We start from the raw sequence: 26,317 nt of genomic DNA on the forward strand, positions 1-26,317 counted from the left end.
CTTGCCGTACGCCTCCGTGCTCTCCGGACTGCCCGGCTTCGGCGGGGTGTCGGGGGGGGGCGGGGCGGCCGCGGGCGCCGGGAACGGCGCCCCGCGGCTCGCGGACATCGCGGCCCAGTCCGGGGTCAGCGAGGCCACCGTCAGCCGGGTCCTCAACGGCAAGGCGGGGGTGGCCGGCGCGACCCGGCACAAGGTGCTCGCGGCCCTCGACGTGCTCGGGTACGAGCGTCCCGTACGGCTCAGACGCCGCAGCGCGGGCCTCGTCGGGCTCGTCGTGCCCGAGCTCACCAACCCGATCTTCCCGGCCTTCGCGCAGGTCGTCGAGCAGGTCCTCGCGGGGCACGGCTACACCCCGGTGCTCTGCACCCAGATGCCCGGCGGCGCCACCGAGGACGAGCTCGTCGAGCAGCTCGTGGAGCGCGGGGTGGCCGGCATCGTGTTCCTCTCCGGGCTGCACGCGGACGCCTCCGCCGACCCCGCGCGCTACGCACGGCTGACCGAGCGGGGCGTCCCGTACGTCCTCATCAACGGCTACAACGAGCACATCGACGCCAACTTCGTCTCCCCGGACGACCGCGCCGCGGCCCGCATGGCCGTCCGGCACCTGGTCGAGCTGGGCCACGAGCGGATCGGCCTCGCCATCGGCCCCACCCGGTACGTCCCCTCGCGCCGCAAGGCCGAGGGCTTCACCGCCGAGCTGTACGAGCTCCTCGGCGTCGAACGCGCCGAGGCCGAACGGTTCATCAGGCCCACGCTCTTCGGCGTGGAGGGCGGGCACGCCGCCGCCGAGATCCTGCTCCGCGAGGGCTGCACCGGCATCGTCTGCGGCTCCGACCTGATGGCGCTCGGCGTGATCCGCGCGGTCCGCGCCCACGGCCTCGACGTGCCGGGCGACGTCTCCGTCGTCGGCTTCGACGACTCCCCGCTCATCGCCTTCACCAGCCCGCCGCTCTCCACCGTCCGCCAGCCCGTGCAGGCCATGGCGACGGCGGCCGTCGGGGCGCTCCTGGAGGAGATCGAGGGGAACCCGGTCCAGCGCACGGAGTTCGTCTTCCAGCCGGAGCTGGTGGTGCGCGGTTCCACGGCGCAGCCGCCCGGCCGGCTCTCGCAAGTCCTTTCGTAACAAGTTGCGTCGGGGCGTCCGGAGGGTTGACCGGGCGCCGGGGCACTCGTACGGTCACGGCTGAAAACAGTTGCTGACATTTTCGGCAACTTCTTGCGACAGTGAAGTCGGCAGGAGGAAACATGGCCAGAAAGACCGTGGCCGCTGCACTCGCCCTCGTGGCGGGAGCCGCTGTGGCCGTCACGGGCAACGCCCCCGCGCAGGCCGCCCCGCCCGGCGAGAAGGACGTCACCGCGGTGATGTTCGAATGGAACTTCGCCTCGATCGCCCGGGAGTGCACCGAGCGCCTCGGCCCCGCCGGATACGGATACGTCCAGGTCTCCCCGCCCCAGGAGCACCTCCAGGGCGGCCAGTGGTGGACCTCGTACCAGCCGGTCAGCTACAAGATCGCCGGACGCCTCGGCGACCGCACCGCCTTCAAGAGCATGATCGACACCTGTCACGCGGCGGGCGTCAAGGTCGTCGCCGACTCCGTCGTCAACCACATGGCGAACGGATCGGGCACGGGAACGGGCGGGACCCCGTTCTCCAAGTACGACTACCCCGGCCTCTACTCGGGCGCCGACATGGACGACTGCCGGTCCTCCATCTCCAACTACCAGGACCGCGCCAACGTCCAGAACTGCGAACTGGTCCAGCTCCCCGACCTCGACACCGGCGAGGACTACGTCCGCGGGAAGATAGCCGGCTACCTCAACGACCTGGCCTCGCTCGGCGTCGACGGCTTCCGCATCGACGCCGCCAAGCACATGCCGGCCGCCGACCTCGCGAACATCAAGTCCCGGCTGACGAACCCGAACGTCTTCTGGAAGCAGGAGGCCATCTACGGCGCCGGCGAGGCCGTCTCCCCGAGCGAGTACCTCGGCAACGGCGACGTCCAGGAGTTCCGCTACGCCCGCGACCTCAAGCGCGTCCTGCAGAACGAGAAGCTCGCCTACCTCAAGAACTTCGGCGAGGCCTGGGGCTACATGCCCTCCGGCCAGGCCGGCGTCTTCGTCGACAACCACGACACCGAGCGCGGCGGCGACACCCTCTCCTACAAGGACGGCGCGAACTACACCCTCGCCTCCGTCTTCATGCTCGCCTGGCCCTACGGATCCCCGGACGTCCACTCCGGCTACGAGTGGACCGACAAGGACGCGGGCCCGCCCAACGGCGGCCAGGTGAACGCCTGTTACAGCGACGGCTGGAAGTGCCAGCACGCCTGGCGCGAGATCTCCTCCATGGTGGCCTTCCGCAACACCGCCCGCGGGCAGGCCGTCACGAACTGGTGGGACAACGGCGGCAACGCGATCGCGTTCGGCCGCGGCTCCAAGGCCTACGTGGCCGTCAACCACGAGTCCTCGGCCCTCACCCGCACCTTCCAGACCTCCCTCGCCGCCGGCACCTACTGCGACGTGCAGTCGAACACCGCCGTCACGGTGAACTCCGCCGGACAGTTCACGGCCACCCTCGCCGCGAACACCGCGCTGGCCCTGCACACCGGGGCCATGAGCTGCGGCTCCCAGCCGGTCACCGCCGGCGCCTCCTTCAACGTCGACGCCACCACGGTCACCGGCCAGAACATCTACGTCACCGGCAACCGCGCCGAACTCGGCAACTGGGCCCCGGCCGCCGCCCTCAAGCTCGACCCGGCCTCGTACCCCGTGTGGAAGCTGACGGTGAACCTGCCCGCCGGAACGGCCTTCGAGTACAAGTACGTCCGCAAGGACGCCGCCGGGAACGTCACCTGGGAGTCCGGCGCCAACCGCACCGCGACCGTCCCCGCCTCGGGCCGGACCGTCCTGAACGACACCTTCCGCAACTGAGCCTCCCCCACGCAAGGGCCGCCCCGCCGGGGCGGCCCTCTCTTCCCGTACCTCCAGGGAGCACCCCCCGTGATACGCAAGAGAACGGCGGTCGCGCTGGCCGCCGCGCTGTGCGCCGCCCTCGTGCCGGCCGTCCCCGCGACGGCCGCGCCCCGGCCGCCCGCGCCGCCCTCCGACCGGGCCCTCGCCGCGCAGCCCGCACGCCAGGACCTCACCCGCGAGCAGTTCTACTTCGTCCTGCCCGACCGGTTCGCCAACGGCGACACCTCCAACGACCGCGGCGGGCTCACCGGCAGCCGCACCCGGACCGGCTTCGACCCCACCGACAAGGGCTTCTACCAGGGCGGCGACCTCAAGGGCCTGACCCGGCGCCTCGACTACATCAAGGGCCTCGGCACCACCGCGATCTGGATGGCGCCGATCTTCAAGAACCGGCCCGTGCAGGGCACCGGCAAGGACGCCTCCGCCGGCTACCACGGCTACTGGATCACCGACTTCACCCAGGTCGACCCGCACTTCGGGACCAACGAGGACCTGGAGAGGCTGATCGCCGCCGCCCACGCCAAGGGCATGAAGGTCTTCTTCGACGTCATCACCAACCACACCGCCGACACCGTCGACTACGCGGAGAAGAAGTACGGCTACCGCCCCAAGGGCGCCTACCCGTACCTCGACGAGGACGGCCGCCCCTTCGACGACCGGACGAAGGTCGGGAAGGTGGACGCGGACTCCTTCCCGTACACGCCGACGACGACCGGCGGAAAGGTCCCGTCCTGGCTGAACGACCCGACGATGTACCACAACCGCGGCGACTCCACCTGGGCCGGGGAGTCCGCCGAATACGGCGACTTCGTCGGACTCGACGACCTGTGGACCGAGCGCCCCGAGGTCGTCGAGGGCATGAAGAGGATCTACGAGAAGTGGGTCCGGGACTTCGACATCGACGGGTTCCGCATCGACACCGTCAAGCACGTCGACCTTGACTTCTGGACCCAGTGGGCCACCGCCCTCGACGCATACGCGAAGAAGCGGGGCCGCGAGGACTTCTTCATGTTCGGCGAGGTGTACTCCGCCGACACCGCCGTCACCTCCCCGTACGTCACCCGGGGGCGGCTCGACGCCACCCTCGACTTCCCCTTGCAGGACGCCGCCCGCGCCTTCGCCTCCCAGGGCGCCGGAGCCGACCGCCTCGCCAAGGTCTTCGCCGAGGACTACCGGTACACCACCGACAAGGCCAACGCCTACGAGCAGGTGACCTTCCTCGGCAACCACGACATGGGCCGCATCGGCACCTTCCTGAAGCAGGACAACCCGAACGCCTCCGACGAGGAGCTCGTCCGCCGCGACCGCCTCGCCAACGAGCTGATGTTCCTCTCCCGGGGCAACCCGGTGGTCTACTACGGCGACGAGCAGGGCTTCACCGGCCCCGGCGGCGACAAGGACGCCCGCCAGACCCTCTTCGCCTCGAAGACCGCCGACTACCTCGACGACGACCAGCTCGGCACCGACCGCACCCACGCCACCGACGCGTACGACACCACGCACCCGCTGTACCGCTCGATCGCCGCCCTCTCCCGGCTCACCCGGGAGAACCCCGCCCTGCGCGACGGCGTCCAGCAGGAACGGTACGCCGAAGGCTCCGTCTACGCCTTCACCCGCACCGACCCGAAGCAGCGCACCGAATACCTCGTCGCCGTCAACGGCGCCACCACGCCGAAGACCGTCACCGTCCCCGTCGACTCCGCCGACTTCCGTGCCCTGTACGGGGGTCAGGGCGCCGTCACGGCCTCCCGGGGCAAGGTCACCGTCACCGTCCCGGCCCTCTCCTCCCTCGTCCTGAAGGCCGCCGCCCCGCTGCCCGCCCCCGCGACGAGGCCCACCCTCTCCCTGAAGGCCCCGGCCGCCGGCTCCACCGGCACCGTCGAGCTCTCCGCCGACGTCACCGGCGGCGGCCTCGACCGCGTCGTCTTCGCCGCCCAGGTCGGGAACGGCCCCTGGCAGACCCTCGGCACCGCCGACCACGCCCCGTACAAGGTCACCCAGCACGTCACCGCCCCCGCCGGCACCGCCCTGCGCTACAAGGCCGTCGTCGTCGACACCGCGGGCCGCACCGCGAGCGCCCTCGCCGCCACCACGGCCGGCGCACCGGCGGCCCCCGAGAAGCCCGTCGCCGTCGAGCGCCCGTACGCCGTCGTCCACTACCGGCGCGAGGACGGGAACTACGACGGCTGGACCCTGGAGGCCGCGGGCCAGGAAGCCGCCTTCACCGGACGCGACGCCCACGGCGCCTTCGCCTGGGTCAAGGTCCCCGAAGGCGCCTCCACCGTCACGTACACCGTCGAGAAGGCGGGCACCGCCGACGGCCCGCAGCGCAGCATCAACCTCGGCCGCACCGGCGAGGTCTGGATCACGCAGGGCGCCGACGGCCAGTCCGACACCGACCCGGCCCCCGCCACCCCGGACACGACGAAGGCCGTCCTCCACTACAAGAGGGACGACGGGAACTACGACGGCTGGGGCCTCCACACCTGGACCGGCGCCGCCCAGCCCACCGACTGGTCCAAGCCCCTCCTGCCGGCCCGCGTCGACGCCTACGGCGCCGTCTACGAGGTCCCGCTGGCCGCGGGCGCGAGCTCCCTCTCGTACATCCTCCACAAGGGCGACGAGAAGGACCTGCCCACCGACCAGTCCCTCGACCTCGCCACCTACGGCCACGAGGTCTGGCTCCTCGGCGGACAGCCGAAGTACCTCCTCCCCACCGTCGGCGGCGCCCCGAACCTCGACCTCGGCAAGGCCGAGGCCCAGTGGATCGACCGGAACACCGTCGTCTGGAAGGTGAAGACCACCGACGCCACCAGCCAGCAGCTGGTGTACGCCGCGGACGGAGGGATCACGGTCACCGACGGCGCCCTGAACACCGAGGGCCGGTGGCTCCGCCTCACCCCGTCCGCGCTCAGCGACGCCCAGAAGGCGAAGTACCCCCACCTCAAGGACTACCCGGCCTTCACCGTCGACCCCCGCGACACGGACCGCGTCCGCGACTCCCTGCGCGGCCAGCTGATCGCCACCCAGCGCGCCGCCAACGGCGCCCTGCTCGCCGCCACCGGCGTCCAGACCGCCGGCGTCCTCGACGACCTCTACGCGGCGAAGGCCACCCGGGCCGACCTCGGCCCGGTCTTCCGCGACGGCCGCCCCACCCTCTCCCTCTGGGCCCCCACCGCCCGGACCGTCGCCCTCGAACTCGACGGGAGGACCGTGCCCATGCGGCGCGACGACGCCTCCGGCGTCTGGTCCGTCACCGGCCCCCGCAGCTGGGCGGGCAAGCCCTACCGGTACGTCGTGAAGGTCTGGGCCCCCACCGTCCGGAAGATCGTCGAGAACCGGGTCACCGACCCCTACTCCACCGCCCTCACCACCGACTCCGCCCGCAGCCTCGTCGTCGACCTCACCGACCCGAAGCTCGCCCCCGCCGGCTGGAAGACCCTGCGGAAGCCCGCCGCCGTGCCGCTGCGGGACGCCCAGATCCAGGAACTCCACATCCGCGACTTCTCCGTCGCCGACCCCACGGCGAAGGCCGACCACCGGGGCACCTACCTCGCCTTCACCGACAAGGACAGCAAGGGCTCACAGCACCTCAAGGCACTCGCCGCGTCCGGCACCTCCTACGTCCACCTGCTCCCGGCCTTCGACATCGGCACCATCCCCGAGAAGAAGTCCGCGCAGACCGCCCCCGCCTGCGACCTGTCGGTCTACGCCCCCGACTCCGAGGAGCAGCAGGCCTGCGTCGCCGCCGCCGCGGCGAAGGACGCCTACAACTGGGGCTACGACCCCCTCCACTACACCGTCCCCGAGGGCTCCTACGCCACCGACCCCGAAGGCACCCGCCGCACGGTCGAGTTCCGGCAGATGGTCCAGGCCCTCAACGGCGACGGACTGCGCACCGTCATGGACGTCGTCTACAACCACACCGTGGCGGCCGGACAGGCCGACAAGTCCGTCCTCGACAGGATCGTGCCCGGCTACTACCAGCGCCTCCAGGCCGACGGCACCGTCGCCACCTCCACCTGCTGCGCCAACACCGCGCCCGAGAACGCCATGATGGGCAAGCTCGTCGTCGACTCGGTCGTCACCTGGGCCAAGGAGTACAAGGTCGACGGCTTCCGCTTCGACCTCATGGGCCACCACCCCAAGGCCAACATCCTGGCCGTGCGCACGGCCCTGGACGAGCTGACCGTCGCGAAGGACGGCGTCGACGGCAAGGCCATCGTCCTCTACGGAGAGGGCTGGAACTTCGGCGAGGTCGCCGACGACGCCCGCTTCGTCCAGGCCACCCAGAAGAACATGGCCGGCACCGGCATCGCGACCTTCTCCGACCGGGCCCGTGACGCCGTCCGCGGCGGCGGCCCCTTCGACGAGGACCCCGGCGTCCAGGGCTTCGCCTCCGGCCTCTACACCGACCCCAACGCCTCCGCCGCCAACGGCAGCCCCGAGCAGCAGAAGGCCCGTCTCCTCCACTACCAGGACCTCATCAAGGTCGGCCTCACCGGCAACCTCGCCGACTACACCTTCACCGACACCTCGGGCCGCACCGTCAAGGGCAGCCAGGTCGACTACAACGGCGCCCCCGCCGGGTACGCCGCCGCCCCCGGCGACGCCCTCGCCTACGCCGACGCCCACGACAACGAGTCCCTGTACGACGCGCTCGCCTTCAAGCTCCCGGCGGACACCACCCCGGCCGACCGCGCCCGCATGCAGGTCCTCGCCATGGCCACCGCCACCCTCTCGCAGGGCCCGGCGCTCTCCCAGGCGGGCTCCGACCTGCTCCGCTCCAAGTCCCTGGACCGCAACTCCTTCGACAGCGGCGACTGGTACAACGCGATCCACTGGGACTGCCGCGACGGCAACGGCTTCGGCCGAGGACTGCCGCCGGCGGCCGACAACAAGGCGAAGTGGGCCTACGGCAAGCCGCTCCTGGCGAACCCGGCCCTGACCGTCGGCTGCGACCCGATCGACGGCGCCTCCGCCGCCTACCGGGACCTGCAGAGGATCCGTACGACCGAGCCGGTGTTCTCCCTCGCCACCGCGGACCGGGTCCAGGAGGCCCTGGCCTTCCCGCTCTCCGGCCGCGACGAGACCCCGGGCGTGATCACCATGCGCCTCGGCGACCTGGTCGTCGTCCTCAACGCGACCCCGGGCGCCACCACCCAGAAGGTCGGCGACCCGGCCGGGAAGGGCTACGCCCTCCACCCGGTCCAGGCCGCCGGCTCCGACCAGGTGGTGAAGTCCTCCGCGTACGACAGGGCCACGGGCACCTTCACGGTCCCGGCCCGGACGGTGGCGGTCTTCAAGGCGAACTGACCGGAGGCCCTGGCGCGACGACCGTCACGCCAGGGCCTTCTCCATCAGCCGCACCGCGTACACGCGGCCGTCCGCCCCCACCTTCTCCAGGCGCGGGGCGGCGTCCGCGTACCCGGCCCCCTCGTAGTACATCCCCAGGACCGGGTTGCGCGCCTCGCAGTCCAGCCGGGCCAGCGTCCGGCCCGAGGCCGCGATCCGCTCCTCCGCGTGCGCGAGCAGCGCCCGCCCCGCACCCGCCGGCGCGGCCTCCCGGTCGGTCATCAGCCGGTGCACGTACCCGGCCACCGGCGGCTGCGGCCCCCAGACGTCCCGGTCCTCCCACCACAGCTCGTACGCCCCCACGGTCCGCCCCTCGTGCGCGGCGAGCCACACCTCGCCCTCGGCGATCCGCGCGCGGAAGTGCCCGGCGCCGCGGGCCCCCGGCTTCCACTGGTCGATCCCGCCGCGCACCATCCAGCGCGCCACCCCGTCGAACAACTCCACCAGAAGGTCGAGATCGCGTTCGTCCGCCTGCCGGAAGGTCACTTGTGCCGTCATGGTGATCACCGTAAGGGTGTGGCCAGACATCCGTCCCCCGGGAGAGACCCCATGCCGCAGATCACCGTCGACTACTCCGCGCCGCTCGACCGGCGCGGCTTCGCGCGCGCCCTGCACCCGCTCGTCGTGAAGACGGTCGACGCCTCGCTCGACGCCTGCAAGACCCGGTTCCGGGAGGTCGAGGAGCTGGTCGTCGGCGACGGGGCGGCCGACGAGGTGATCGTGCACGTGGAGATCGCCCTGCTGCCGGGCCGTACGGAGGAGGCCAAGGCCCGCCTCGCCGAGGCCGTCCTCGATCTGCTGCCCGCCCACCTCAAGGCGACGGACGGCGTCCGCCTCTCCGTCGAGATCCGCGACCTCGACGTGTCCTACCGCAAGCGCTGATCGGGCACGCGGGGCGCGAGCGCCGTGAGCCGGGCCACCAGGTCCCCGAAGGGTCCGTCGGCCGGCTCGTCCGCGAGGATCCGTACGAGGATCCCGGCCATGTCCGGGTCGTAGGCGGCGCTCACCGCGGCCAGCGCCGCGAAGTCGTGCACGAGCTGGAGCTCCAGCTCCGCGCGCGGGATCCGGCGCCCGTCCAGCCAGAGCAGGGCCGTCGACTCGGCGAGCGACACCCAGGAACGGACGACGAGTTCGAGCCGCGCGGAGGGCTCCTCGACCTCCAGATGCGCCAGGATCTGCTCGTACGCGGCCTGCCGCACCTCGTCGATCATCGCGTTCGTCGTGGACGAGCCCACCGCGGGACCGCCGCGCATCAGCGCCGCGAAGCCCGGCCCGTGCTCGTCCACGAAGTCGAAGAACCGGCCCATCACCCGCAGCAGCCGGGCCCCGAGCGGTCCCCGCGGAGGCTCCACGAACCGGGCGGCCAGTTCGTCGGCCGCCCGCCGCAGCGCCGCCTCGTAGAGGCTCTGCTTGCCGGGGAAGTAGTGGTAGACCAGCGGTCGGGAGATGCCCGCGGCCGCGGCGATCTCGTCGATGGACACCTCGTCGGGAGAGCGGTGGCTGAAGAGTTCGAGGGCCACCCCGATCAACTGCCGCTTGCGCTCCTCGACGCCCATCCTGCGGCGTACCCCGGTCGTCATACGAACAGCCTAACCGCGTCCGTTACGCTCCTGCCCCATGAGCGCTTCCGACCAGGACACCCCGACGGCCGAGGCCCCGGAGGCCGACGAGCCCCGGAAGGCCGACGAGGCCCAGGAAACCCCCGACTCCCCTGCCCCGGAAGGGAAGAAGGAGCCCTCGGACCCTGCGGACACGGCGGAGCCCTCGGACGCTGCGGAGACCTCGGACGCCGCGGAGCCCTCGGACCCCTCGGAGCCCGAGGTGCCGGCCGACGGGATGACCCCGAAGCAGGCGCGGCGGCTGCGCGTCGCCGCCGCGTCCGTGCTCCTGGTCGCCCTGGCCGTGGTGCTGGTCATCCGGCTCGCGAGCCGTACGTCCGTCCTGGTCGTGGGCGTGTACGGGCTCGCCATGATCCTCTGCGGGATCGTGATCGAGCTCTCCCGCAACGGCCGCACGCGGCTCGGCACCTGGCTCCTGGTCGGAGGCCTCCTGACCGCGCTGGCCCTGGACTGGCTCGTCCTCCCGTAACTACAGGTCGAGGACGAGCCGCTTCCCCGCGCAGCGCGAGACGCAGATCAGCATCGAGTCGTCCCGCTCGTCGTCGGTGAGCAGCTCGTCCCTGTGGTCGACCTCGCCCTCCAGGACCCGCTGTCGGCAGGTGCCGCAGAAACCCTGCCGGCAGGAGTACGTGATCCCCGGCAGCTCCTCGCGGACCGCCGAGAGGAGCGACTGGTCGGCCGCCACCGTCAACGTGCGCCCGGAGCGGCGCAGTTCGACCTCGAAGGCCGTCCCGGTCGCCGCGGCGGCGGTGAAGCGCTCCAGACGCGGCGCCCGGCCCTCCGGCATCGCCGCGGTCACCGCGTCCATCAGACCCTCGGGCCCGCAGCAGTAGACGACCGCCTCGACGGGAAGCCGCCCGAGGAAGCCGAGGTCGGGGAAGCCGGACTCGTCCTCGGCGACGACGGTGACCCGCTCGCCGTCCCCGATCCGGGCGATCTCCTCCAGATAGGGCATGGTGGCCCGGCTCCGCCCGCAGTACACGAGCCGCCAGTCCGCCCCCGCCGCCTCGGCCGCGCGCAGCATGGGCAGGACCGGGGTGATGCCGATGCCGCCCGCCACGAACACGTACGCGGGGGAGTCGACCAGCGGGAAGCGGTTGCGGGGTCCCCGGATCTCGATCTCCACGCCTTCGTGGAGCTGCTCGTGCACTTCGCGCGAGCCTCCCCGCCCGTCCTCGACGAGACGGGTGGCGACGGTGTACGAGGCCGGGTCGGCCGGATCGCCGCAGAGCGAGTACTGCCGGACGAGACCGGAGGGCAGGACGAGGTCGAGGTGGGCGCCCGGCTGCCAGGCGGGCAGCCCGTCACCTTCCAGGCGCAGTTCGACGACGCCCTCGGCGGGCGTGGCGCGGCCGGTGACCCGGACCTTGCGCGGGACGGTGCTGCCCCGCCCGTACCCGGAGACGGGTGTGTCGAGGGCGGGCAGGGGCCAGAGCGGCGCGGTGGACATGCGGCTGCGGACGGCGCGCCGGACCAGCAGCGCGGCGCCGGCGACGAGGGCGACGGTGGTGAACCGGGGCATCAGTGGCCCCCGTTGGCGCCGGGCGAGGTGGCCAGGTAGGCCATGGCCTGCGCGGTGTCGCCCTCCTGGGAGGGGTGGTAGGCGCGGCTCAGGTAGCGGGGTATGGAGCGCAGCATCGCCGGGGTGGAGGGCAGCACGCCCTGCCGGCCCTTGCGGACGAAGTCCGCGAAGGAGGCCTTCGGGTCGAGCAGGCTCGGATCGTTCTCCAGGAAGAAGCGGATGCCCCGCTGCCAGAGGAAGACGAGCGCGGAGAAGGCGAGCGCCCAGGTGCGGGCGCGGCGCCGGTAGCCGCCGTCGAGGTGCATGAACAGCTCGAAGGCGACCGCGCGGTGCTCGACCTCCTCGGCCCCGTGCCAGCGCAGCAGGTCCAGCATGGTGGGGTCGGCGCCGACCCGGTCGAGCTCCTCGGCGTTGAGCACCCAGTCGCCGAGGAAGGCGGTGTAGTGCTCGATGGCGGCGATCAGCGCGACCCGCTCCATCAGCCACCACCGGCGCGGCCGCCCGGGCGGCAGGGTCCGGTCCCCGAGCAGCTTCTCGAAGAACCAGTCGACCTGCGCGGTGTACGGGGTGGGGTCGAGGCCCAGCTTCCGCAGGTGCGGGAGGACGTCGTCATGGGCCTGGGAGTGGATGGCCTCCTGGCCGATGAAGCCGATGACGTCCTCGCGCAGCCGGTCGTCGGTGACGTACGGCAGCGCCTGCTTGTAGACGTGGACGAACCAGCGCTCGCCGGCCGGCAGCAGCAGGTGCAGCACGTTGATGGTGTGCGTGGTGAAGGGGTCGCCCGGAACCCAGTGGAGCGGCGTCTCTTCCCAGTCGAAGGAGACCTTGCGGGCCTTGAGCTCGACGTGCTCTGACGCCACCGGTGCAGGCTGCGTATTAGACATGACGTCAATGTACTGAGGGGTAAGGCAGTGGCAACAGGCTTGTGCGGCCTCTTTTTGAGCCGCCCCGGTCAGCGGAGGGCACCGCTCCGGGTGCCGTCCCGCAGGGTGCCGCGCAGGTCGGCGCGCGCGCCCGCCGTCGCCTTCACCGCGAGCAGCGGGCCGTCGGAGCGTCCGTCCACCCCGCCGGAGGTCTCCAGGGACGTGAAGTCGTCGCTGCCCGCCGCCAGGACGAACCAGCCACCGCCCGGCGCGCGCCACAACACGCCCGCGAGGACCCGGGGATCACGCACCCCGCAGGCCGGCGAGCCCTCGGAGCGGGCCGCGAGCGCGGCGGGGACCTCGGGCGACGGCACGAGGAACTGGGCGAGGACCCTGCTGCCCGTGCCCCGCCAGGTCTCCGCGCGCGTGCACACCCAGTCCGCCCGTCCCGCGCCCTCCGGCAGGGGCTGCCGGGCGAACCGCCAGGCGTTCACGGACCGCACCCCCCGCGCCCGCACCGCCGTCAGCAGGCACGCCGTCCGCGCCCAGGTCCGCCGCGCCTCCGCCCCCGTCGCGTCCACGGGCGCGGCCGGCGGCCCCCAGAGCAGCCGGGCGGGCGCGAGCTCGCCGAGGTCGGTGAGGAGCCGCAGCCCCTCGCCGTCCCGCACCTGGAGCGTGTTCCACCGGGTGCAGCCGCCGGCCCTCGCGGGGCTCGGCAGGGGATCGGTCACCCCGTCGGCGTCCCGCACCAGCGGCCTCGGGTCCTTCGCGGGCGTGAGCAGGTCCCGTACGGCCGTCTCCCGCACCCACGGGGCCGTCAGATAGCGGACGTTGCCCGCCGCGCGGGACACCACGAGCGCCGCCGCGCCGACCGGGTCGGCCGCGTCCGTCCGCGCGAAGTCCAGCGCGGCGCCGGCCGTGCCCTCGGCGGGCTCCGCGTACCGCACGGCCCGCAGCCCGTCATGGAACAGCACGACCCGCATGGCGTCGACCTGCCCGGCGAACAGCAACTGCGGCGGCCCCATGGGAGGCCCGACCGGAGTCCCGGGCGTGGCCGACGACCGTACGGAGCCACCCGGCCGGGCCCACACGGCGAGCGCCCGCCGCAGCAGCGCGCTGTCGCCCCTCAGCCCGCCGCGCGCGGGCCACACGGAGAAGTCCCGCCGGGTCGCCCCCGGCCACACCACCGGATCCACCCTCCTGACGGCCCCGGGATCGAGGGCGGCCTCGGCGGCGGGGTTACGGGCGTACGAAGGCGCCGCGGCACCGTTTCTGCCCCAGCCGTCCCCGGGCAGCCCGAGCAGGGCCCCGCACACGAGGACCGCCACGACACCGACGAACGCGGCCCGCCCGTGCTGGCGCCGCCGCATGAGATCGGTGGGCCGCGCCTGCAGGGCACAGGGGTCGAACTCGTCGGATTCGAGCAGTGCCGCACCACTGAGCCGCCGGGGGCGGGCGGGGGCCCCCGCGGAGGGCCCGGACGCTCCGCCGCCCGTCCCGGCCGTCCGGCCGATGCCACCGGCCCCGCCGCCGGAGTCGCCCGTACGGCCTTCCCGGCCGTCGCCGTCGCCGCCGCGACGGCCGTCGGCCCGGCCGGGCCCGGCCTGCTCGCCGACGCGCTCGGAGCGCCCGACCCGGTCGGGGTGTCCACCTCGGTCGGCGCGCCCGTCGGGGCCGAGGTGTCCGCTCCGGTCGGCGGGTCCGCTCCGGTCGGCGCGCCCGCCCGGGTCGATGCGCCCGCCCGGTTCGAGGCGGTCGCCACCCCGCACGTCGGCTCCCTCCACCCCTCCGGCCTTCCCGGGTGCGTCGGTACGCCGCCGGGCCCCGGAAGCCCCCGAGGCGGCGGGCCGACCAGGGCTCCCGGCACTCCCCGCGCCCCCCGGCGCACCGGCGTCAGGCCCGTCCGGGGCGGGCACGGCGTCCAGCGCGTCCAGCGCGTCCGCCTCCGCCAGGGCCGCCGCCGGATTCTCCACGCCCGCCGCCGCCAGGACGCGCAGGACCTCCGGGTCGCCCTGCCGCTCCAGGCCGCGCAGCACGTAGGCGGCGCGGCCGGGGCCCGAGAGGCGGGACAGCCGCTGGTCCAGGGCGAGTTCGTCGGCCCCGCCCACCCGGGGGAACAGCCGGAGCCCCCACACGTGCGGCAGGAGCGGCGGGAACTGCGCCCGGCGGGGCAGCGCGAGGCGCCTCAGCGGCAGTCCGGCGATCAGCGCCTGCCGCAGGACCTCGCCCCGTACGTACGCGTAGCCCGGATCCACCGCGTCCTCGTCCCGCCGCGGCCCCGGCACCGCGGAACCCGGCACCCGGCGGCGCGGCAGCGACCGCTGGACGAGGGCGTGCGCGGTCAGCACCCGGCGGTTGCGGCCGAGCGCCGGCGGCAGGACCAGATAGGCGATGCGGACGAGTCGCGGATACCGCTCGACGAGCGCGGCCTCGGCCTGCTCGACGTCGACCGGGCCCACGGGCGAGGGAACGAGATCCTGGGTGCTCACGTTCAGCAGAACGAGCGATTCTTCCGATGGTCACCCCGGACCCGGGACGCCCCCTCAGGCCGCCGAGACCGTCAGTCGCTCGCGGATCAGGTCCGTGACCTCGTCCGGGACGCCGAGCCCCTCCCGTACGTACTTCTCCATCGACCCGTGCCGCACGGCCACCTCGTCGAGCGCCGCGTCCAGGTACTCCGGCAGGACCCCGATCAGTTGGAGCGCGAGCTCGGGATCGCCACCCTGTGCCGTGAACCCCTCGATCATCGGCGCGAACGCCAGCCGCACCGCCGGGTTGACCGCCAGGTACTCGGTCCGGACGGTCTCCTCGTCCGCGCCGAGCAGCGACAGGAGGACGGTCGCCGCCCAGCCCGTGCGGTCCTTGCCCGCCGAGCAGTGGAACAGCAGGGGACCCGCGCCCGGGGTCCCGAGCTCGCCGAGCAGCGCGCGGTAGGAGGCGCGGGCGGACTCGCCCGACACGAAGGTCCGGTACGTCCGGGCGAAGGCCGCCCGCACCCGCCCCCCGCCGAGGTGCTCCTCGGCGAGCGCGGGGTCGGCGAGCAGGGCCTTCAGACGCGCGGCGGGCGGCAGGCCGCTGCCGGCCAGGTAGTCGGCGAGGACGTCGGCGACGAGCACCCGGGCGCCGGGCGGGACCCGGTCCGGCCGGTCGCCGCGCTCGGTCGCCGTACGGAAGTCCACGACGGTCCGGATGCCGAGGCCCGCCACGGCGGGTTCGTCCGGGTCGAGCCGGTCGAGCTGCGCGGAGCGCAGGACGAGGCCGGGGCGGACCGAGCGCCCGTCCCCGAGGGGCAGGCCGCCGAGATCGCGGAGGTTGGCGACGGAGGTGGCGGGGATGGCGGGCATGGCGTCGACTCCTCCGGTGCGTACGCGTTCGTGTCGACGGTAATGGATCGCCCCGATCCGGGCAGGTCCGGACGGGTCCGGGTGAGTACGGGCATGAATGGGCTGATACGTGCGGGTAAAGGCTGATCCGGGGGCGTCCGGACCCGCCCCGCCGCCCGGAGCCCCGCCCCGGCCCCGCCCCCGTCCCGCCCTCACCCCTTCGCGAGCGCCTCCAGGACCTCCGCCTCCCGTTCCGGGGTGAGGCCCACGGCCGGGCGGTCCGGGCGCTGGGGGGCGGTGCCGCCCAGGGACCGCAGCCACGTCCAGGTGTCCGCGACCGTCTCCTCCACCGGCCGGCAGCGCAGCCCCGCCGCGACGGCCAGGGAGACGTCGGCCGTGTGCATCGCGTCGTACGTCTCGCCCGGCGGCAGCCACACGGGCAGCTCCGTCCAGGGGGCCGCCCCGGCCGCGAGCAGCGCCTCCGGTTCCGTCCAGCGCAGTTCGGCGGCGCTCCCGGTCGCCCGTACGCACGCGTCGAGCAGCTCGCCCATCGTCGTGTGCCCGGGCGGCGAGACCAGGTTGTACGGCCCCGAGAGCCCGGCGGCCACCGCGTCCAGCGTCCACGCGGCGAGGTCGCGGACGTCGATGTACTGGACCGTCGTCCCGCGCGGCCCCGGGGCGAGGACGGGTCCGCCGCGCGCGATCCGGCCCAGCCACCACGGCAGCCGGCCCACGTTCTCGTACGGGCCCAGGATCAGGCCCGCGCGCACGAGCAGCGTCCGGTCGGGCCCGAACGCGCCGGTGGCGGCGAGTTCACCGCCCCGCTTGGACTCCGCGTACGGCACGTCACCGTCGTCGGGCGAGCCCTCCACCAGCGGTCCGTCCTCCGCGAGTCCGGCGGCCGGCGGCCAGGCGTACACGGAGCGGCTCGACACGTACGCGTACCGCCCGACCCGGCCCTCCAGGAGCCGGGCGGCGTCCCGGACCGCCGAGGGTGCGGCCGACCAGGTGTCCACGACGGCGTCCCAGGATCCGGTGGCGAGGGCGGTGAGGCCGCCGGGGGCGGTGCGGTCCCCGATCAGCGACGCGACCCCCTCGGGAGCCGCGTGCCGGCCCCGGTGGAAGACCGTCACCTCCCAGCCGCGCGCGAGCGCGGCCTCCACGATCGCGCGTCCGACGAACTCCGTGCCTCCGAGCATCAGCAGTTTCATGATCCGAGCCTGCCCGGCGGGCGGAGCCGGTGCCAGGGTGTTCCGCTCCCGGAGGATTCCGCCAGGGGAGGAACGTCATCGGGAGGGGGTCTGTCCGGCCATCTGGCCGGGATGGCACCATGGCGTCGATGACGGATGCCCGGTCGCCCCTGCGCGCCCTGCGAGCCGCGCTTTTCGCGGTCGTGTGCGTGACTTTGGCCGCTGTGGGGCATTCGTCCATGTCTGCCCACCAGCTACCGGCGACGACCCTGCTCGGGGCGTTCGCCGCGACGACGGCGGCCGCCTGGGCCGCGGCCGGACGCCGCCGGGGCGCACCCGCGATCGCGGGGGCCCTGGTGGTCCTCCAGGGCGCGCTGCACCTGCTGTTCTCGACCGTGGGCCACGGCATGGCGGGCGGCGGCGGTACGGACGCGATGCCGGGCACGCACGACGCCGACGCCATGGCGGACATGCCGGGCATGACGGGCGGCATGGCGGACATGCCCGGGATGCACCACGCCGACGCCATGGACGCGGTGGTCATGGCCACCGCCGACCCCATGGACATGACGTCCGGCACCGGCATGCTCACCGCCCACCTCCTCGCCGCCCTCCTCTGCGGCCTCTGGCTCGCCCGGGGCGAAGCCGCGTTCTTCACGCTGGCCCGCGCCGCCCTCGCGTACGCCTTCACCCCGCTCCGGCTCCTCCGCGCCCTCGTCCCCGTCCCCGAGGCCCCGCGCCGCCCGGTCCGCCGGGCGCGGCGGAACGCCCGCCGCCCGCACACCGTCGTCCTCGCGCACGCCCTCAACCGGCGCGGCCCGCCCCGGCTGTCCGCACCCCGCGCCACGGCCCTCGGAGCACACGTCTGACCCGGGGGCCGCTTCCCCCTGTCGACACCACGACTCCAAGGACAGTCCGTCATGACCATCGGCGATCTCGCGCGCCCGGAAACCCCCGGCTCCGCGACCCCACCGTCAGCACCGACCCCCACCCGGCCCGGCACCTGGAGCGCCCTGCGCCCCCTCGTCCTGCGCCTCCACTTCTACGCGGGCGTCCTCGTCGCCCCCTTCCTCCTCGTGGCCGCCGTCAGCGGTCTGCTCTACGCGCTCTCCTTCCAGGCGGAGAAGATCGTCTACGCGCACGAGCTGGAAGTCCCCGTCGGCGACACCACCCTGCCGCTCTCCCGGCAGGTGGCCATAGCCCGCGAGGCCGACCCGGACGGCACCGTCACCGCCGTCTGGCCCGGCGCCGAACCCGGCGCGACCACCCGCGTCCTGATGACCGACCCCGACGTGCCCGAGGGCACCTCGCTCGCCGTCTTCGTCGACCCGTACACCGGTGACGTACGCGGACAGCTGCCCAGCTTCGGCAGCTCCGGCGCCCTCCCGCTGCGCACCTGGATCGACGGCCTCCACGCCGATCTGCACCTGGGCGAGCTCGGCCGCAACTACAGCGAACTCGCCGCGAGCTGGCTGTGGGTGCTCGCGCTCGGCGGCGTCCTGCTCTGGGTCGGCCGACGCCGGAGGAACCGCCGCGCGCTGATCCTGCCCGAGCGGGGCCCGAAGTCCCGCCGCCGCACGCTCTCCTGGCACGGCTCGGTCGGCCTGTGGGCGGCGGTCGGCCTGGTCCTGCTCTCCGCGACGGGCCTGACCTGGTCGCGGTACGCGGGCGAGAACATCGGCATCGTCCAGGACGGTCTCGGCGGCGCGACGCCCACCCTGTCGGCGGGCGCGAACCCCGGCTCGGAGCACGAGGGCCACGGCGCCGGCCACCACGGCTCCGCCACCGCGCAGGGCCCGGACATCGGCCTCGACAAGGCGGTCGCCGCCGCCCGCGCGGCCGGCATCGACAGCCCGCGGATCTCGGTCGCGCTGCCCGCCGACGGCAAGGGATACGTGGTCAAGGAGACCGACACCCAGTTCCCGGTCCAGCTGGACTCGGTGGCGCTGGACCCGAAGGACGGCACGGTCCTCGACCGGCTGCGCTTCGCCGACTATCCGCTGCTCGCGCAGCTCACCCGCGTCGGCATCGACGCCCACACCGGTGTCTTCCTCGGCCTGTTCAACCAACTGGCCCTCGCGGCCCTCGCGCTCGCCCTGATCCTGCTGATCCTCTGGGGCTACCGCATGTGGTGGCTGCGCCGCCCGGGCCGCCCGGTGGCGCGGGGAGCCTGGCGGAAGGTGCCGGTGACGCTGCTGCTGCCGCTCGCGGCGGCGACGGCGCTCGTCAGCTGGTTCGTCCCGCTGCTCGGTCTGAGCCTGCTGCTGTTCCTGGCGGTGGACCTCACCCTCGCCCTGGTGGCGAAGGTGAGGGCGAGGTCCCGCACGACCGCCTGATCAGGGCGTGTACTTGTAGCCGACCCGCCGCACGGTCTGGATCGTGTGGCGGTGCTCGGCGCCCAGCTTGCGGCGCAGCCGGGCCACGTGCACGTCGACCGTGCGGCCGTCGCCCACGTGTCCGTACCCCCACACCGTCGTGACCAACTGGTCGCGCGTGTGCACCCGGTGCGGGTGTGCCACCAGATGGGCCAGCAGCTCGAACTCCAGGTACGTCAGGTCCAGCGCCTGCCCGTCCACGAGGGCGATCCGCCGGGCGGCGTCGATGGCCACCGGACCCTGCTCCTCCGCCGCGACGGCGGCAGGGGCGGGGGCGGGGACGGGGGCCGCCGGAAGGTGCGGCTCCCGGCCGGCCGGGACGAGGACGAGGTACCCGACCATCGGCGGGCGCCCGGGCAGCGTGGGCAGCGCGTGCGGCGGGGCGGGCAGCAGGGTGGCGCCGGGCGGCAGGAAGTCCGCCACCTGGGAGAAGTCGACGACCTCGTTCGGATCGACGGCACGCAGTCGGTGCCGGCCGGGACGGACGGCCGTGAGGGAAGCGCTCTGGGTGTGGGCCATGGCAGGTCAGCTCTTTCGCGCGGGGAACGGACGGAGAGGTCTCGTACGTCGTGCGCGTGCGGCCGAAGGCCGGGACCGGTGCGTACCGGTCGGGGCGTTAGAGGGCCGACGCGTTCCTCACGCGTCGACAGCACCGGTCGAAGTCGTGGTGCGCCCGGGAAGGCCAGAACGGCTCGAGGTCGTGGCGACCCTTCGCGGTGTCGTTCTGCTTGATGGCCATATCCCTATTGAACCAGAAGGGAATGCCTCCGACGACCCTCCGGGGCCCAAAAGCCCTGTCTTTCATCCCACATGACGAGAGGGGCGCCCACCGTGTGAAACGGTGGGCGCCCCTTCCCGAGCGGTGCGGATCAGACCTGGCCGGCCTTCTCCAGGGCCTCGCAGCAGGTGTCCACGATCAGGCGGGTCACCACGTACGGGTCCACGTTCGCGTTCGGGCGGCGGTCCTCGATGTAGCCCTTCCGGTCCTGCTCGACCTGCCACGGGATGCGGACCGAGGCGCCGCGGTCCGAGACGCCGTAGGAGTACTCGTCCCACGGGGCGGTCTCGTGCAGGCCCGTCAGGCGCTCGTCGATGCCGGCGCCGTAGTTCTTGACGTGGTCGAGCGGCTTCGAGCCCTGACCCAGCGACTCGCACGCGGTGATGATCGCGTCGTAGCCCTCGCGCATCGCCTTCGTGGAGAAGTTGGTGTGCGCGCCCGCGCCGTTCCAGTCGCCCTTCACCGGCTTCGGGTCGAGCGTCGCCGAGACGTTGAAGTCCTCGGCCGTGCGGTAGAGCAGCCAGCGGGCGATCCAGAGCTGGTCCGAGACCTCCAGCGGGGCCAGCGGGCCGACCTGGAACTCCCACTGGCCGGGCATGACCTCGGCGTTGATGCCGGAGATGCCGAGACCGGCCTTGAGGCAGTTCTCCAGGTGCGCCTCGACGATCGGGCGGCCGTGGATCTCGTCCACGCCGACGCCGCAGTAGTAGCCGCCCTGCGGGGCCGGGAAGCCGTTGACCGGGAAGCCGAGCGGACGGGTGCCCTCGAAGAAGGTGTACTCCTGCTCGATGCCGAAGATCGACTCCTGAGCGGCGTAACGGGTGGCGACCTCGGCGAGCGCGGCACGCGTGTTGGACTCGTGCGGCGTCATGTCCGTGTTGAGGACCTCGCACAGCACCAGGACGTCGTTGCCGCCGCGGATCGGGTCCGGGCAGACGAAGACCGGCTTCAGGACGCGGTCCGAGGCGTGGCCCTTGGCCTGGTTCGTGCTGGAGCCGTCGAAGCCCCAGATCGGCAGCTCGTCGAGGGCGAGGCCCTCACCGGCGATGATCTTCGTCTTGGAGCGAAGCTTCGCGGTCGGCTCGGTGCCGTCGATCCAGATGTACTCAGCCTTGAAGGTCACGGGTCTCATCCTTTGGCGTGCTGCTGCGGGTGTCCGCTGCGGCTCGCGGCACTGCGAGAAGCTGCGGTCTGACGCGCTGACTGCGCGTTTGTGTTCGACCGCAGCTTGGCAACACGGGATTTCCCGTCGGTTGCCCGTTTGTGAACCCCGTGTTACTCAGCTTTCCCGATCTTCGCGCAGCCGCCGTGCGACGACGTGCGCGTCGAGGAGCGATCCGAGCCCCGCCGACCGCACCCGCCGCACCACCTCGGCGTACGAGGTGCCGAGCGCCTCGGCCGTCCGCCCGAGGTGCCAGTCGCAGTCCGCGAGCCGGTTCAGGAGGTACCCCTTCCGGATCTGGCTCTCGGAGAGCCGGAAGGTCTTCAGGTACGCCGCCCGTCCCTTCCGGTCGGTGATCACCTCCCCGATGTGCTGCTCCCGCCCGCCCCGCTCGAACGGCGGGAGGAACCGGTGCAGAGCGAAGGGCCCCGCTCGGTGGACCCGCTCGAAGGCGTACGACGTCTCCCGCAGGTCCCGCGCCATCAGCCCGTCGTGCGCCACCGCCCAGGCCCGCTCCTGCTCCAGGGCCGCCGCCCGCAGGTCCGCGAGGCCCCGGACGCCGCCCGCCCCGTCCCGGATCCGGGCCGTGAACGCGGGCACGGGGGCGCCGTAGTGCGCGTACTGGTGGACCAGCTCCCCGTACAGGTCCTCCACCAGCGTCGGGTGCAGCAGGCGGTAGTCGTCCGGGTGCGGCACCACGAAGGCCGCGGCCAGCGCGTCGGCCACGTACAGGAGCATCCCGCACTGGCCCGGGTGCAGTTCGAAGACCCGCAGTGCCTCGCCGAGCCCGGGCACCGCCCACCCCGCGTACGCCGCCTCGGCGCGCGGCGAGAGTCCGCGCCGGAGCGCCTCCCGGGACCAGTCGTCCCAGACCACGGACGGCCCGCCGAAGTGCAGCGCGAGATAGCCCTCCAGGGCGAGGTGCAGGGGCAGGAACCGCAGCCGGTCCTCCCTCCGCCGCCGCTTGGCCATCCGGTGGAGGCGGCGCACCGGCACGGCCTCCGGCCCCCCGTCACCCCCGAGCCGGGACCCGTAGGCGGCGGCCTCCGCCCCCGCGCCCGTCCAGTCGGCGACGAGGCCGTGCGGAACGTACGAGGTGTACGTGGTCCGGTCGCCGAGCTCGACGGTGGTCGGTCCCCGGCCCCCGTACACCTCCCGGCGCAGCCGCAGCCCCGGCACCGGCTCGTCCCGGACGAGCGGCACGAGCCGCACCCCGCCCCACACCTGCGCGGGCCGCACGTCGAGACCGGTCAGATCGATCCGGGTCACCCCTCCGCCTCCTTCAGGAACCGCTCCACCCGCCCGTCCAGATAGGCCCGCAGCTCCGCGAAGCCCGTCCGCCCCTCCGTGAACTGCGCGATCTCCACCAGGGCCGCCAGGTCATCCGCGTCCCTGATCCCCGCCACCGGCACGCTCGGCGCCAGCCGGCGCACGTCGAAGCCCTCGGCGTCGTATACGGGGTTCAGGTGCACGACGCTCGTCCGCCGCCCTGGATCGAGACGTGACCGCCACACCCGCAGCACCTCGCCCGCGAGCCCCGGAGGCGCGTTGTCCCAGCCGTCCGAGACGATCACCAGCCGCTCGGGACCGGTGTCGAGGGCGTCCAGGACGCGCAGGCCGAGCGGGGTGGGCCCGTGGGGATGGACGAGCAGGGGATCGTCCCGGCCCGAGGTCCACAGAGCGGTGTACGCCCCGGGGGCCGCGAGCGCCTCCAGGAGGAAGTGGCAGCCGAGGGCCACGGCCAGCGGGCGGCGCCGCTTCACCGCCGAACCGGAGGACGAGAAGCTGTCGTCGAGCACGGCCGCCACCCGCCCCCAGCTCCCCGCGTACGGCCCGGCGGCGCGGCGGGCGGCCGCGCGCAGCGCGTTCGTCAGCTCGGCCCGGCGCTCCACCCGCTCGGCGAACGGGAGCGCCAGCACGTACAGGGCGAGCCGGGTGAGCGGCATGACCGACAGATCGGCGGCCCGGTCGGTCCGCAGCCGTTCGAGCCGGGTCATCCGGGGCGCGATGCGCTCCAGGAACACCGCGCGGGGGATCCCGTGCCTCGCTGCGAAGCCCTCCGCGACCGTGAACGGCAGCTCGTACAGCGCGGCCTGCTCGTAGTGCGCCCGGCGGTGCGCGTCGAGCGTCGGGTTCTCGTAGCGGACCCGGCGGCCCGGCGCGAAGAGGAAGTCGCCCGTCTCGGGATCGGCCGGGCGCGCGTGCACGTGCCGGAGCGCGGTCCTGAGACCGTTCCGGTACTTCACCGCGTCGAGGGCCGGATCGGGGCGGGCCGCGAGCCACGCGCGCGTGATCGCGCGCGTGCGGCGGTTGTTGACCCCGGCGGCGCGCAGGGCGCCGAAGAGGCGGTAGACCCGCTGCGGCGGCATCCGCGCCAGGCGGGCGGCGATCAGCCGGCCCTCGCCCGGGTCCGCCTCCTTCGGGGTGCGGAGGAGGTGCTCGATGATCAGGGCCGCGTTGTGGTCGTTGACGTCGAGCGCGAGGGCGGCGGCGTACACGGGCCGGTAGTTGACCCGTACGTACGCGTGGAGGAAGGCGAGCGAGAAGTGCTGCTCGGCGGCGGAGGAGCGGAACTCCCGCTGGCCGGTGGCCGTGACGGCGGCGTTGACGAAGAGGAGCACGTCCTCGGCGGCGACGAGCTCGGACACGGCGCTCTCCCCTCCCGGGTGTGTGGTGCCGGCCGGGGAATGGGGGCGCGAACAGCGAAGACGTTGCTTCAGAGGCAGGTTCCGGAAGTCGCGCCGGAGTCCCGCGGCCGGCGCGAAGACGCTAGCACCGGCCCGGGGGAGCGGCGCCGGCGGTGTACGGGGGTGGGTGGTTGTCGGTGCCGCCCGGCAGACTGGGGGCATGGCGAAGAACCTCGGTGAGAAGCCCCGGATCGGACTCCTCGGCACCGGCCCCTGGGCCGCCCGCACGCACGCGCCCGCGCTCGCGGGGCATCCGGGCGTCGAGTTCAGCGGCGTGTGGGGCAGACGTCCCGACGCGGCCGCCGAGCTGGCCGCCGCGTCCGGCACGCGCGCGTACGACGACGTGGACGCCCTCTTCGAGGCGAGCGACGCCGTCGCCCTGGCCCTCCCGCCGGACGTGCAGGCCCCGCTCGCGGTCCGGGCCGCGGCCGCCGGGTGTCACGTCCTGCTGGACAAGCCGGTCGCCACGACCGTGGCAGCGGCCCGCGAGGTGGCCGAGGCCGTGGCGGCGGCCGGGGTCGCCTCGGTGGTCTTCTGCACCCTGCGGTTCGCGGAGCCCACGGCCCGCTGGGTCGAGGAACAGACGGCGGCAGGCGGCTGGTTCCTCGGCGAGGCCCACTGGCTGGGCTCGCTCTACGGCCCCGGCTCCCTCAGCGCGTACGCGGCCTCGCCCTGGCGGCGGGAGAAGGGCGGCCTGTGGGACGTCGGCCCGCACGTCCTCTCCGTCTACCTGCCGGTCCTCGGCGACGTCACCGGCATCACGGCCGTCCCCGGCCCGGACGACACCCACCACCTGGTGCTGCGTCACGCGTCGGGCGCGAGCAGCACGGCGACCCTCACCCTGAGCGCGCCCCCGGAGGCGGCCGAGGCGGCGCTCACGCTGTACGGCACCGGGGGCCGGGCCGAGATGCCCCGCTGGGACGGCGCGGTGGGGGCCTTCGGTGCCGCCGTGGACGCCCTCGTCACCGCCGCCCGCACGGGCGAGCCGCACCCCTGCGACGCCCGCTTCGGCCTCAGGATCACGGAGATCCTGACGGAGGCGGAGCGGCGCGCGCGACACGAGGACCCGGCTGCCTGAGGCCTCCCGCCGCGAGGCCCTCGGACAGCGCCCCGCACAGTGCGTCCAGCGCCGCTCCGTACAGCCGCTCCGGTGGGGTGGCGTAGCCGATGACCAGGCCGTCCGGGCGGGCGTGGTCCCGGGCGTCGGGGTGGCGGTAGGCGGCCAGGCCCTCCGTGGCGACCCCGTGCCGGGCGGCCGCGGCGAGCACCGCGCGCTCGGTGCCGGGGGGCAGCTCCAGGACGGCGTGCAGACCGGCGGCGATGCCCGTCACCCGCACCTCCGGCACCCGTTCCGCGAGGACGGCGGACAGCCGGTCGCGCCGCTCCCGGTGGCGGCGGCGCATGCCCCGGACGTGCCGGTCGTAGGCGCCGCGGCCGAGGAAGTCGGCGAGGGTCAGCTGCTCCGTGGCCGAGGCGTACGGCTCGCGTGCGCCCTTCGCGTCGACGACGGCGTCGACGAGCGCCGCCGGCAGGCACATCCAGCCGAGGCGCAGTGCGGGGGAGAGGCTCTTGCTGACGGAGCCGAGGAAGACGGTCCGTTCGGGGTCGAGGCCCTGGACGGCGCCGACGGGCCGCCGGTCGTAGCGCAGCTCACCGTCGTAGTCGTCCTCCACCACCAGGCCGCCGGAGCGGCGGGCCCACTCCAGGACGTCGGCCCGGCGCCCGGGGTGCAGCGGCCCGCCGGTGGGGAACTGGTGGGCGGGCGTGAGCAGGACGGCCCCGGCCCCGGGCGGGATGTCCCCGGTCCTGGCGCCGTCCTCGTCGACCGGCACGGGCACGGTACGGATCCCGGCGTCGGCGAGCAGGTCCCGGTGGAAGGGCAGTCCGTACGCCTCGACGCCCCAGGGGCGCCCGCCGCCGAGCACCCGGGCCAGCAGCCGCAGTCCGTGCGCGGCGCCGGAGCAGACCACGATCCGGTCGGGCGCGGCGCGGACGCCCCGCACGCGCGCGAGGTACTCGGCGAGCGCGCGGCGCAGTTCGATCCGGCCGTGCGGGTCGCGGGCCCCGAAGGCCTCGTGCGGCGCGTCGGTGAGGGCCCGCCGGGCGGACGCGAGCCAGGGGCCGCGCGGGAAGGCGGCCGGGTCGGGCCTGCCCTGGACGAGGTCGTACGGGAGGGCCGGCGGCGCGGCCCGCCGGACGGGTCCGGGGGCGGGGGCGGCGACGCGGTCGGCGACCCGGGTGCCGGAGCCCTGGCGTGCGGTCAGCCATCCTTCGGCGACCAGCTCGGCGTACGCGTCGGCGACGGTGTTGCGGGCGATCCCGAGGTCGGCCGCGAGCGAGCGGTAGGGCGGCAGCCGCGTCCCGGGGGCGAGCCGCCCGGCGCGCACGGCCTCGCGCAGGGCCGTGATGAGCGCGGCCCGTCTGCCGCCGCCGGCACCGAGCTCCAGATGCAGGTCGTTCCCGAGCACTC

General features: G+C 74.0%; 20 protein-coding genes. 8 read left to right on the top strand and 12 right to left on the bottom strand.

Annotation, left to right across the window (positions count from 1 at the left end):
* The first annotated feature begins 46 nt into the window (after positions 1 to 46).
* The 3 genes from ABTY59_RS12425 (at position 47) to pulA (ending at position 8,289) form a co-directional block, all read left to right on the top strand.
* Positions 47 to 1,123 carry a LacI family DNA-binding transcriptional regulator gene (locus ABTY59_RS12425; protein WP_352019207.1) on the top strand — a complete coding sequence of 359 codons (1,077 nt, stop codon included), beginning with the start codon at positions 47 to 49 and terminating at the stop codon, positions 1,121 to 1,123.
* Between the two features lie 122 nt (positions 1,124 to 1,245).
* Positions 1,246 to 2,931 carry a carbohydrate-binding module family 20 domain-containing protein gene (locus tag ABTY59_RS12430; RefSeq protein ID WP_352018879.1) on the top strand — a complete coding sequence of 562 codons (1,686 nt, stop codon included), beginning with the start codon at positions 1,246 to 1,248 and terminating at the stop codon, positions 2,929 to 2,931.
* A 69-nt stretch (positions 2,932 to 3,000) separates the two neighbouring features.
* Complete coding sequence (gene pulA / locus ABTY59_RS12435) at positions 3,001 to 8,289, top strand: pullulanase-type alpha-1,6-glucosidase (RefSeq protein WP_352018880.1); 5,289 nt, start codon at positions 3,001 to 3,003, stop codon at positions 8,287 to 8,289.
* 24 nt (positions 8,290 to 8,313) lie between these two features.
* On the opposite strand, the gene ABTY59_RS12440 is transcribed toward pulA, so the two are convergent.
* Positions 8,314 to 8,826 carry a GNAT family N-acetyltransferase gene (locus ABTY59_RS12440; RefSeq protein WP_352018881.1) on the bottom strand — a complete coding sequence of 171 codons (513 nt, stop codon included), beginning with the start codon at positions 8,824 to 8,826 and terminating at the stop codon, positions 8,314 to 8,316.
* 51 nt (positions 8,827 to 8,877) lie between these two features.
* Here ABTY59_RS12440 and ABTY59_RS12445 point away from each other — a divergent pair, with 51 nt between their 5' ends.
* The gene (locus tag ABTY59_RS12445) at positions 8,878 to 9,210 is read left to right on the top strand and encodes a 5-carboxymethyl-2-hydroxymuconate Delta-isomerase (protein ID WP_352018882.1); all 333 of its coding nucleotides are present in this window, start codon (positions 8,878 to 8,880) and stop codon (positions 9,208 to 9,210) included.
* Here ABTY59_RS12445 and ABTY59_RS12450 read toward each other — a convergent pair.
* Entirely contained in the window at positions 9,195 to 9,908 is a 714-nt protein-coding gene (locus ABTY59_RS12450; RefSeq protein ID WP_352018883.1) for a TetR/AcrR family transcriptional regulator, read from the bottom strand. The two genes, ABTY59_RS12445 and ABTY59_RS12450, sit on opposite strands and share 16 nt — an antisense overlap.
* A gap of 37 nt (positions 9,909 to 9,945) precedes the next feature.
* Here ABTY59_RS12450 and ABTY59_RS12455 point away from each other — a divergent pair, with 37 nt between their 5' ends.
* Complete coding sequence (locus ABTY59_RS12455; protein WP_352018884.1) at positions 9,946 to 10,416, top strand: hypothetical protein; 471 nt, start codon at positions 9,946 to 9,948, stop codon at positions 10,414 to 10,416.
* Here the strand turns inward: ABTY59_RS12455 and ABTY59_RS12460 are convergent, their stop codons facing one another.
* From ABTY59_RS12460 to ABTY59_RS12480, 5 genes are all read right to left on the bottom strand, one after another.
* Entirely contained in the window at positions 10,417 to 11,469 is a 1,053-nt protein-coding gene (locus tag ABTY59_RS12460; protein ID WP_352018885.1) for a PDR/VanB family oxidoreductase, read from the bottom strand.
* Entirely contained in the window at positions 11,469 to 12,353 is an 885-nt protein-coding gene (locus ABTY59_RS12465; protein ID WP_352018886.1) for a metal-dependent hydrolase, read from the bottom strand. The genes ABTY59_RS12460 and ABTY59_RS12465 overlap by 1 nt, the downstream gene beginning before the upstream one ends.
* 68 nt (positions 12,354 to 12,421) lie before the next feature.
* Positions 12,422 to 14,821 carry a hypothetical protein gene (locus tag ABTY59_RS12470; protein ID WP_352018887.1) on the bottom strand — a complete coding sequence of 800 codons (2,400 nt, stop codon included), beginning with the start codon at positions 14,819 to 14,821 and terminating at the stop codon, positions 12,422 to 12,424.
* 54 nt (positions 14,822 to 14,875) lie between these two features.
* Positions 14,876 to 15,676 (bottom strand): tyrosine-protein phosphatase, encoded by an 801-nt coding sequence (locus tag ABTY59_RS12475; RefSeq protein WP_352018888.1) that lies wholly within the window; start codon positions 15,674 to 15,676, stop codon positions 14,876 to 14,878.
* 191 nt (positions 15,677 to 15,867) lie between these two features.
* Complete coding sequence (locus ABTY59_RS12480) at positions 15,868 to 16,866, bottom strand: NAD-dependent epimerase/dehydratase family protein (RefSeq protein WP_352018889.1); 999 nt, start codon at positions 16,864 to 16,866, stop codon at positions 15,868 to 15,870.
* Positions 16,867 to 17,084: 218 nt separating this feature from the next.
* On the opposite strand from ABTY59_RS12480, the gene ABTY59_RS12485 reads away from it, so the two are divergent.
* Both ABTY59_RS12485 and ABTY59_RS12490 read left to right on the top strand, forming a co-directional pair.
* Positions 17,085 to 17,714 carry a hypothetical protein gene (locus ABTY59_RS12485; RefSeq protein WP_352018890.1) on the top strand — a complete coding sequence of 210 codons (630 nt, stop codon included), beginning with the start codon at positions 17,085 to 17,087 and terminating at the stop codon, positions 17,712 to 17,714.
* Positions 17,715 to 17,765: 51 nt separating this feature from the next.
* A complete protein-coding gene (locus ABTY59_RS12490) occupies positions 17,766 to 19,181 on the top strand; it encodes a PepSY-associated TM helix domain-containing protein (protein WP_352018891.1) in 1,416 nt (471 codons plus the stop codon).
* Here ABTY59_RS12490 and ABTY59_RS12495 read toward each other — a convergent pair whose 3' ends face one another.
* The 4 genes from ABTY59_RS12495 to ABTY59_RS12510 all read right to left on the bottom strand — a co-directional run bounded on the left by ABTY59_RS12495 (position 19,182) and on the right by ABTY59_RS12510 (position 24,009).
* Positions 19,182 to 19,739, bottom strand: coding sequence for a winged helix-turn-helix domain-containing protein (locus ABTY59_RS12495; protein ID WP_352018892.1), 558 nt, complete (start codon positions 19,737 to 19,739; stop codon positions 19,182 to 19,184).
* A 350-nt stretch (positions 19,740 to 20,089) separates the two neighbouring features.
* Complete coding sequence (gene glnII, locus ABTY59_RS12500; RefSeq protein WP_352018893.1) at positions 20,090 to 21,121, bottom strand: glutamine synthetase; 1,032 nt, start codon at positions 21,119 to 21,121, stop codon at positions 20,090 to 20,092.
* A gap of 156 nt (positions 21,122 to 21,277) precedes the next feature.
* The gene (locus tag ABTY59_RS12505) at positions 21,278 to 22,429 is read right to left on the bottom strand and encodes an ARPP-2 domain-containing protein (protein ID WP_352018894.1); all 1,152 of its coding nucleotides are present in this window, start codon (positions 22,427 to 22,429) and stop codon (positions 21,278 to 21,280) included.
* Positions 22,426 to 24,009 (bottom strand): hypothetical protein, encoded by a 1,584-nt coding sequence (locus ABTY59_RS12510; RefSeq protein WP_352018895.1) that lies wholly within the window; start codon positions 24,007 to 24,009, stop codon positions 22,426 to 22,428. The genes ABTY59_RS12505 and ABTY59_RS12510 overlap by 4 nt, the downstream gene beginning before the upstream one ends.
* Here ABTY59_RS12510 and ABTY59_RS12515 point away from each other — a divergent pair.
* Positions 24,008 to 24,925 (top strand): Gfo/Idh/MocA family protein, encoded by a 918-nt coding sequence (locus ABTY59_RS12515; RefSeq protein ID WP_352018896.1) that lies wholly within the window; start codon positions 24,008 to 24,010, stop codon positions 24,923 to 24,925. The two genes, ABTY59_RS12510 and ABTY59_RS12515, sit on opposite strands and share 2 nt — an antisense overlap.
* On the opposite strand, the gene pdxR is transcribed toward ABTY59_RS12515, so the two are convergent.
* Positions 24,867 to 26,315, bottom strand: coding sequence for a MocR-like pyridoxine biosynthesis transcription factor PdxR (pdxR, locus tag ABTY59_RS12520; protein WP_352018897.1), 1,449 nt, complete (start codon positions 26,313 to 26,315; stop codon positions 24,867 to 24,869). The genes ABTY59_RS12515 and pdxR overlap by 59 nt on opposite strands.
* Between the last annotated feature and the right edge of the window lie 2 nt (positions 26,316 to 26,317).

This window comes from Streptomyces sp. NPDC096079, assembly GCF_040303145.1.
Classification (GTDB): Bacteria; Actinomycetota; Actinomycetes; order Streptomycetales; family Streptomycetaceae; genus Streptomyces.

Excerpts from the sequence above, each read along its gene's own strand:
- ABTY59_RS12465 (WP_352018886.1), bottom strand. The coding sequence starts at position 12,353 with ATGTCTAATACGCAGCCTGCACCGGTGGCGTCAGAGCACGTCGAGCTC.
- ABTY59_RS12450 (WP_352018883.1), bottom strand. The coding sequence starts at position 9,908 with ATGACGACCGGGGTACGCCGCAGGATGGGCGTCGAGGAGCGCAAGCGG.
- ABTY59_RS12430 (WP_352018879.1), top strand. The coding sequence starts at position 1,246 with ATGGCCAGAAAGACCGTGGCCGCTGCACTCGCCCTCGTGGCGGGAGCC.
- ABTY59_RS12475 (WP_352018888.1), bottom strand. The coding sequence starts at position 15,676 with ATGCCCGCCATCCCCGCCACCTCCGTCGCCAACCTCCGCGATCTCGGC.
- ABTY59_RS12515 (WP_352018896.1), top strand. The coding sequence starts at position 24,008 with ATGGCGAAGAACCTCGGTGAGAAGCCCCGGATCGGACTCCTCGGCACC.
- ABTY59_RS12460 (WP_352018885.1), bottom strand. The coding sequence starts at position 11,469 with ATGCCCCGGTTCACCACCGTCGCCCTCGTCGCCGGCGCCGCGCTGCTG.
- ABTY59_RS12510 (WP_352018895.1), bottom strand. The coding sequence starts at position 24,009 with ATGCCCCCAGTCTGCCGGGCGGCACCGACAACCACCCACCCCCGTACA.
- ABTY59_RS12485 (WP_352018890.1), top strand. The coding sequence starts at position 17,085 with ATGTCTGCCCACCAGCTACCGGCGACGACCCTGCTCGGGGCGTTCGCC.
- ABTY59_RS12455 (WP_352018884.1), top strand. The coding sequence starts at position 9,946 with ATGAGCGCTTCCGACCAGGACACCCCGACGGCCGAGGCCCCGGAGGCC.
- ABTY59_RS12480 (WP_352018889.1), bottom strand. The coding sequence starts at position 16,866 with ATGAAACTGCTGATGCTCGGAGGCACGGAGTTCGTCGGACGCGCGATC.
- ABTY59_RS12445 (WP_352018882.1), top strand. The coding sequence starts at position 8,878 with ATGCCGCAGATCACCGTCGACTACTCCGCGCCGCTCGACCGGCGCGGC.
- ABTY59_RS12495 (WP_352018892.1), bottom strand. The coding sequence starts at position 19,739 with ATGGCCCACACCCAGAGCGCTTCCCTCACGGCCGTCCGTCCCGGCCGG.
- ABTY59_RS12440 (WP_352018881.1), bottom strand. The coding sequence starts at position 8,826 with ATGACGGCACAAGTGACCTTCCGGCAGGCGGACGAACGCGATCTCGAC.
- ABTY59_RS12490 (WP_352018891.1), top strand. The coding sequence starts at position 17,766 with ATGACCATCGGCGATCTCGCGCGCCCGGAAACCCCCGGCTCCGCGACC.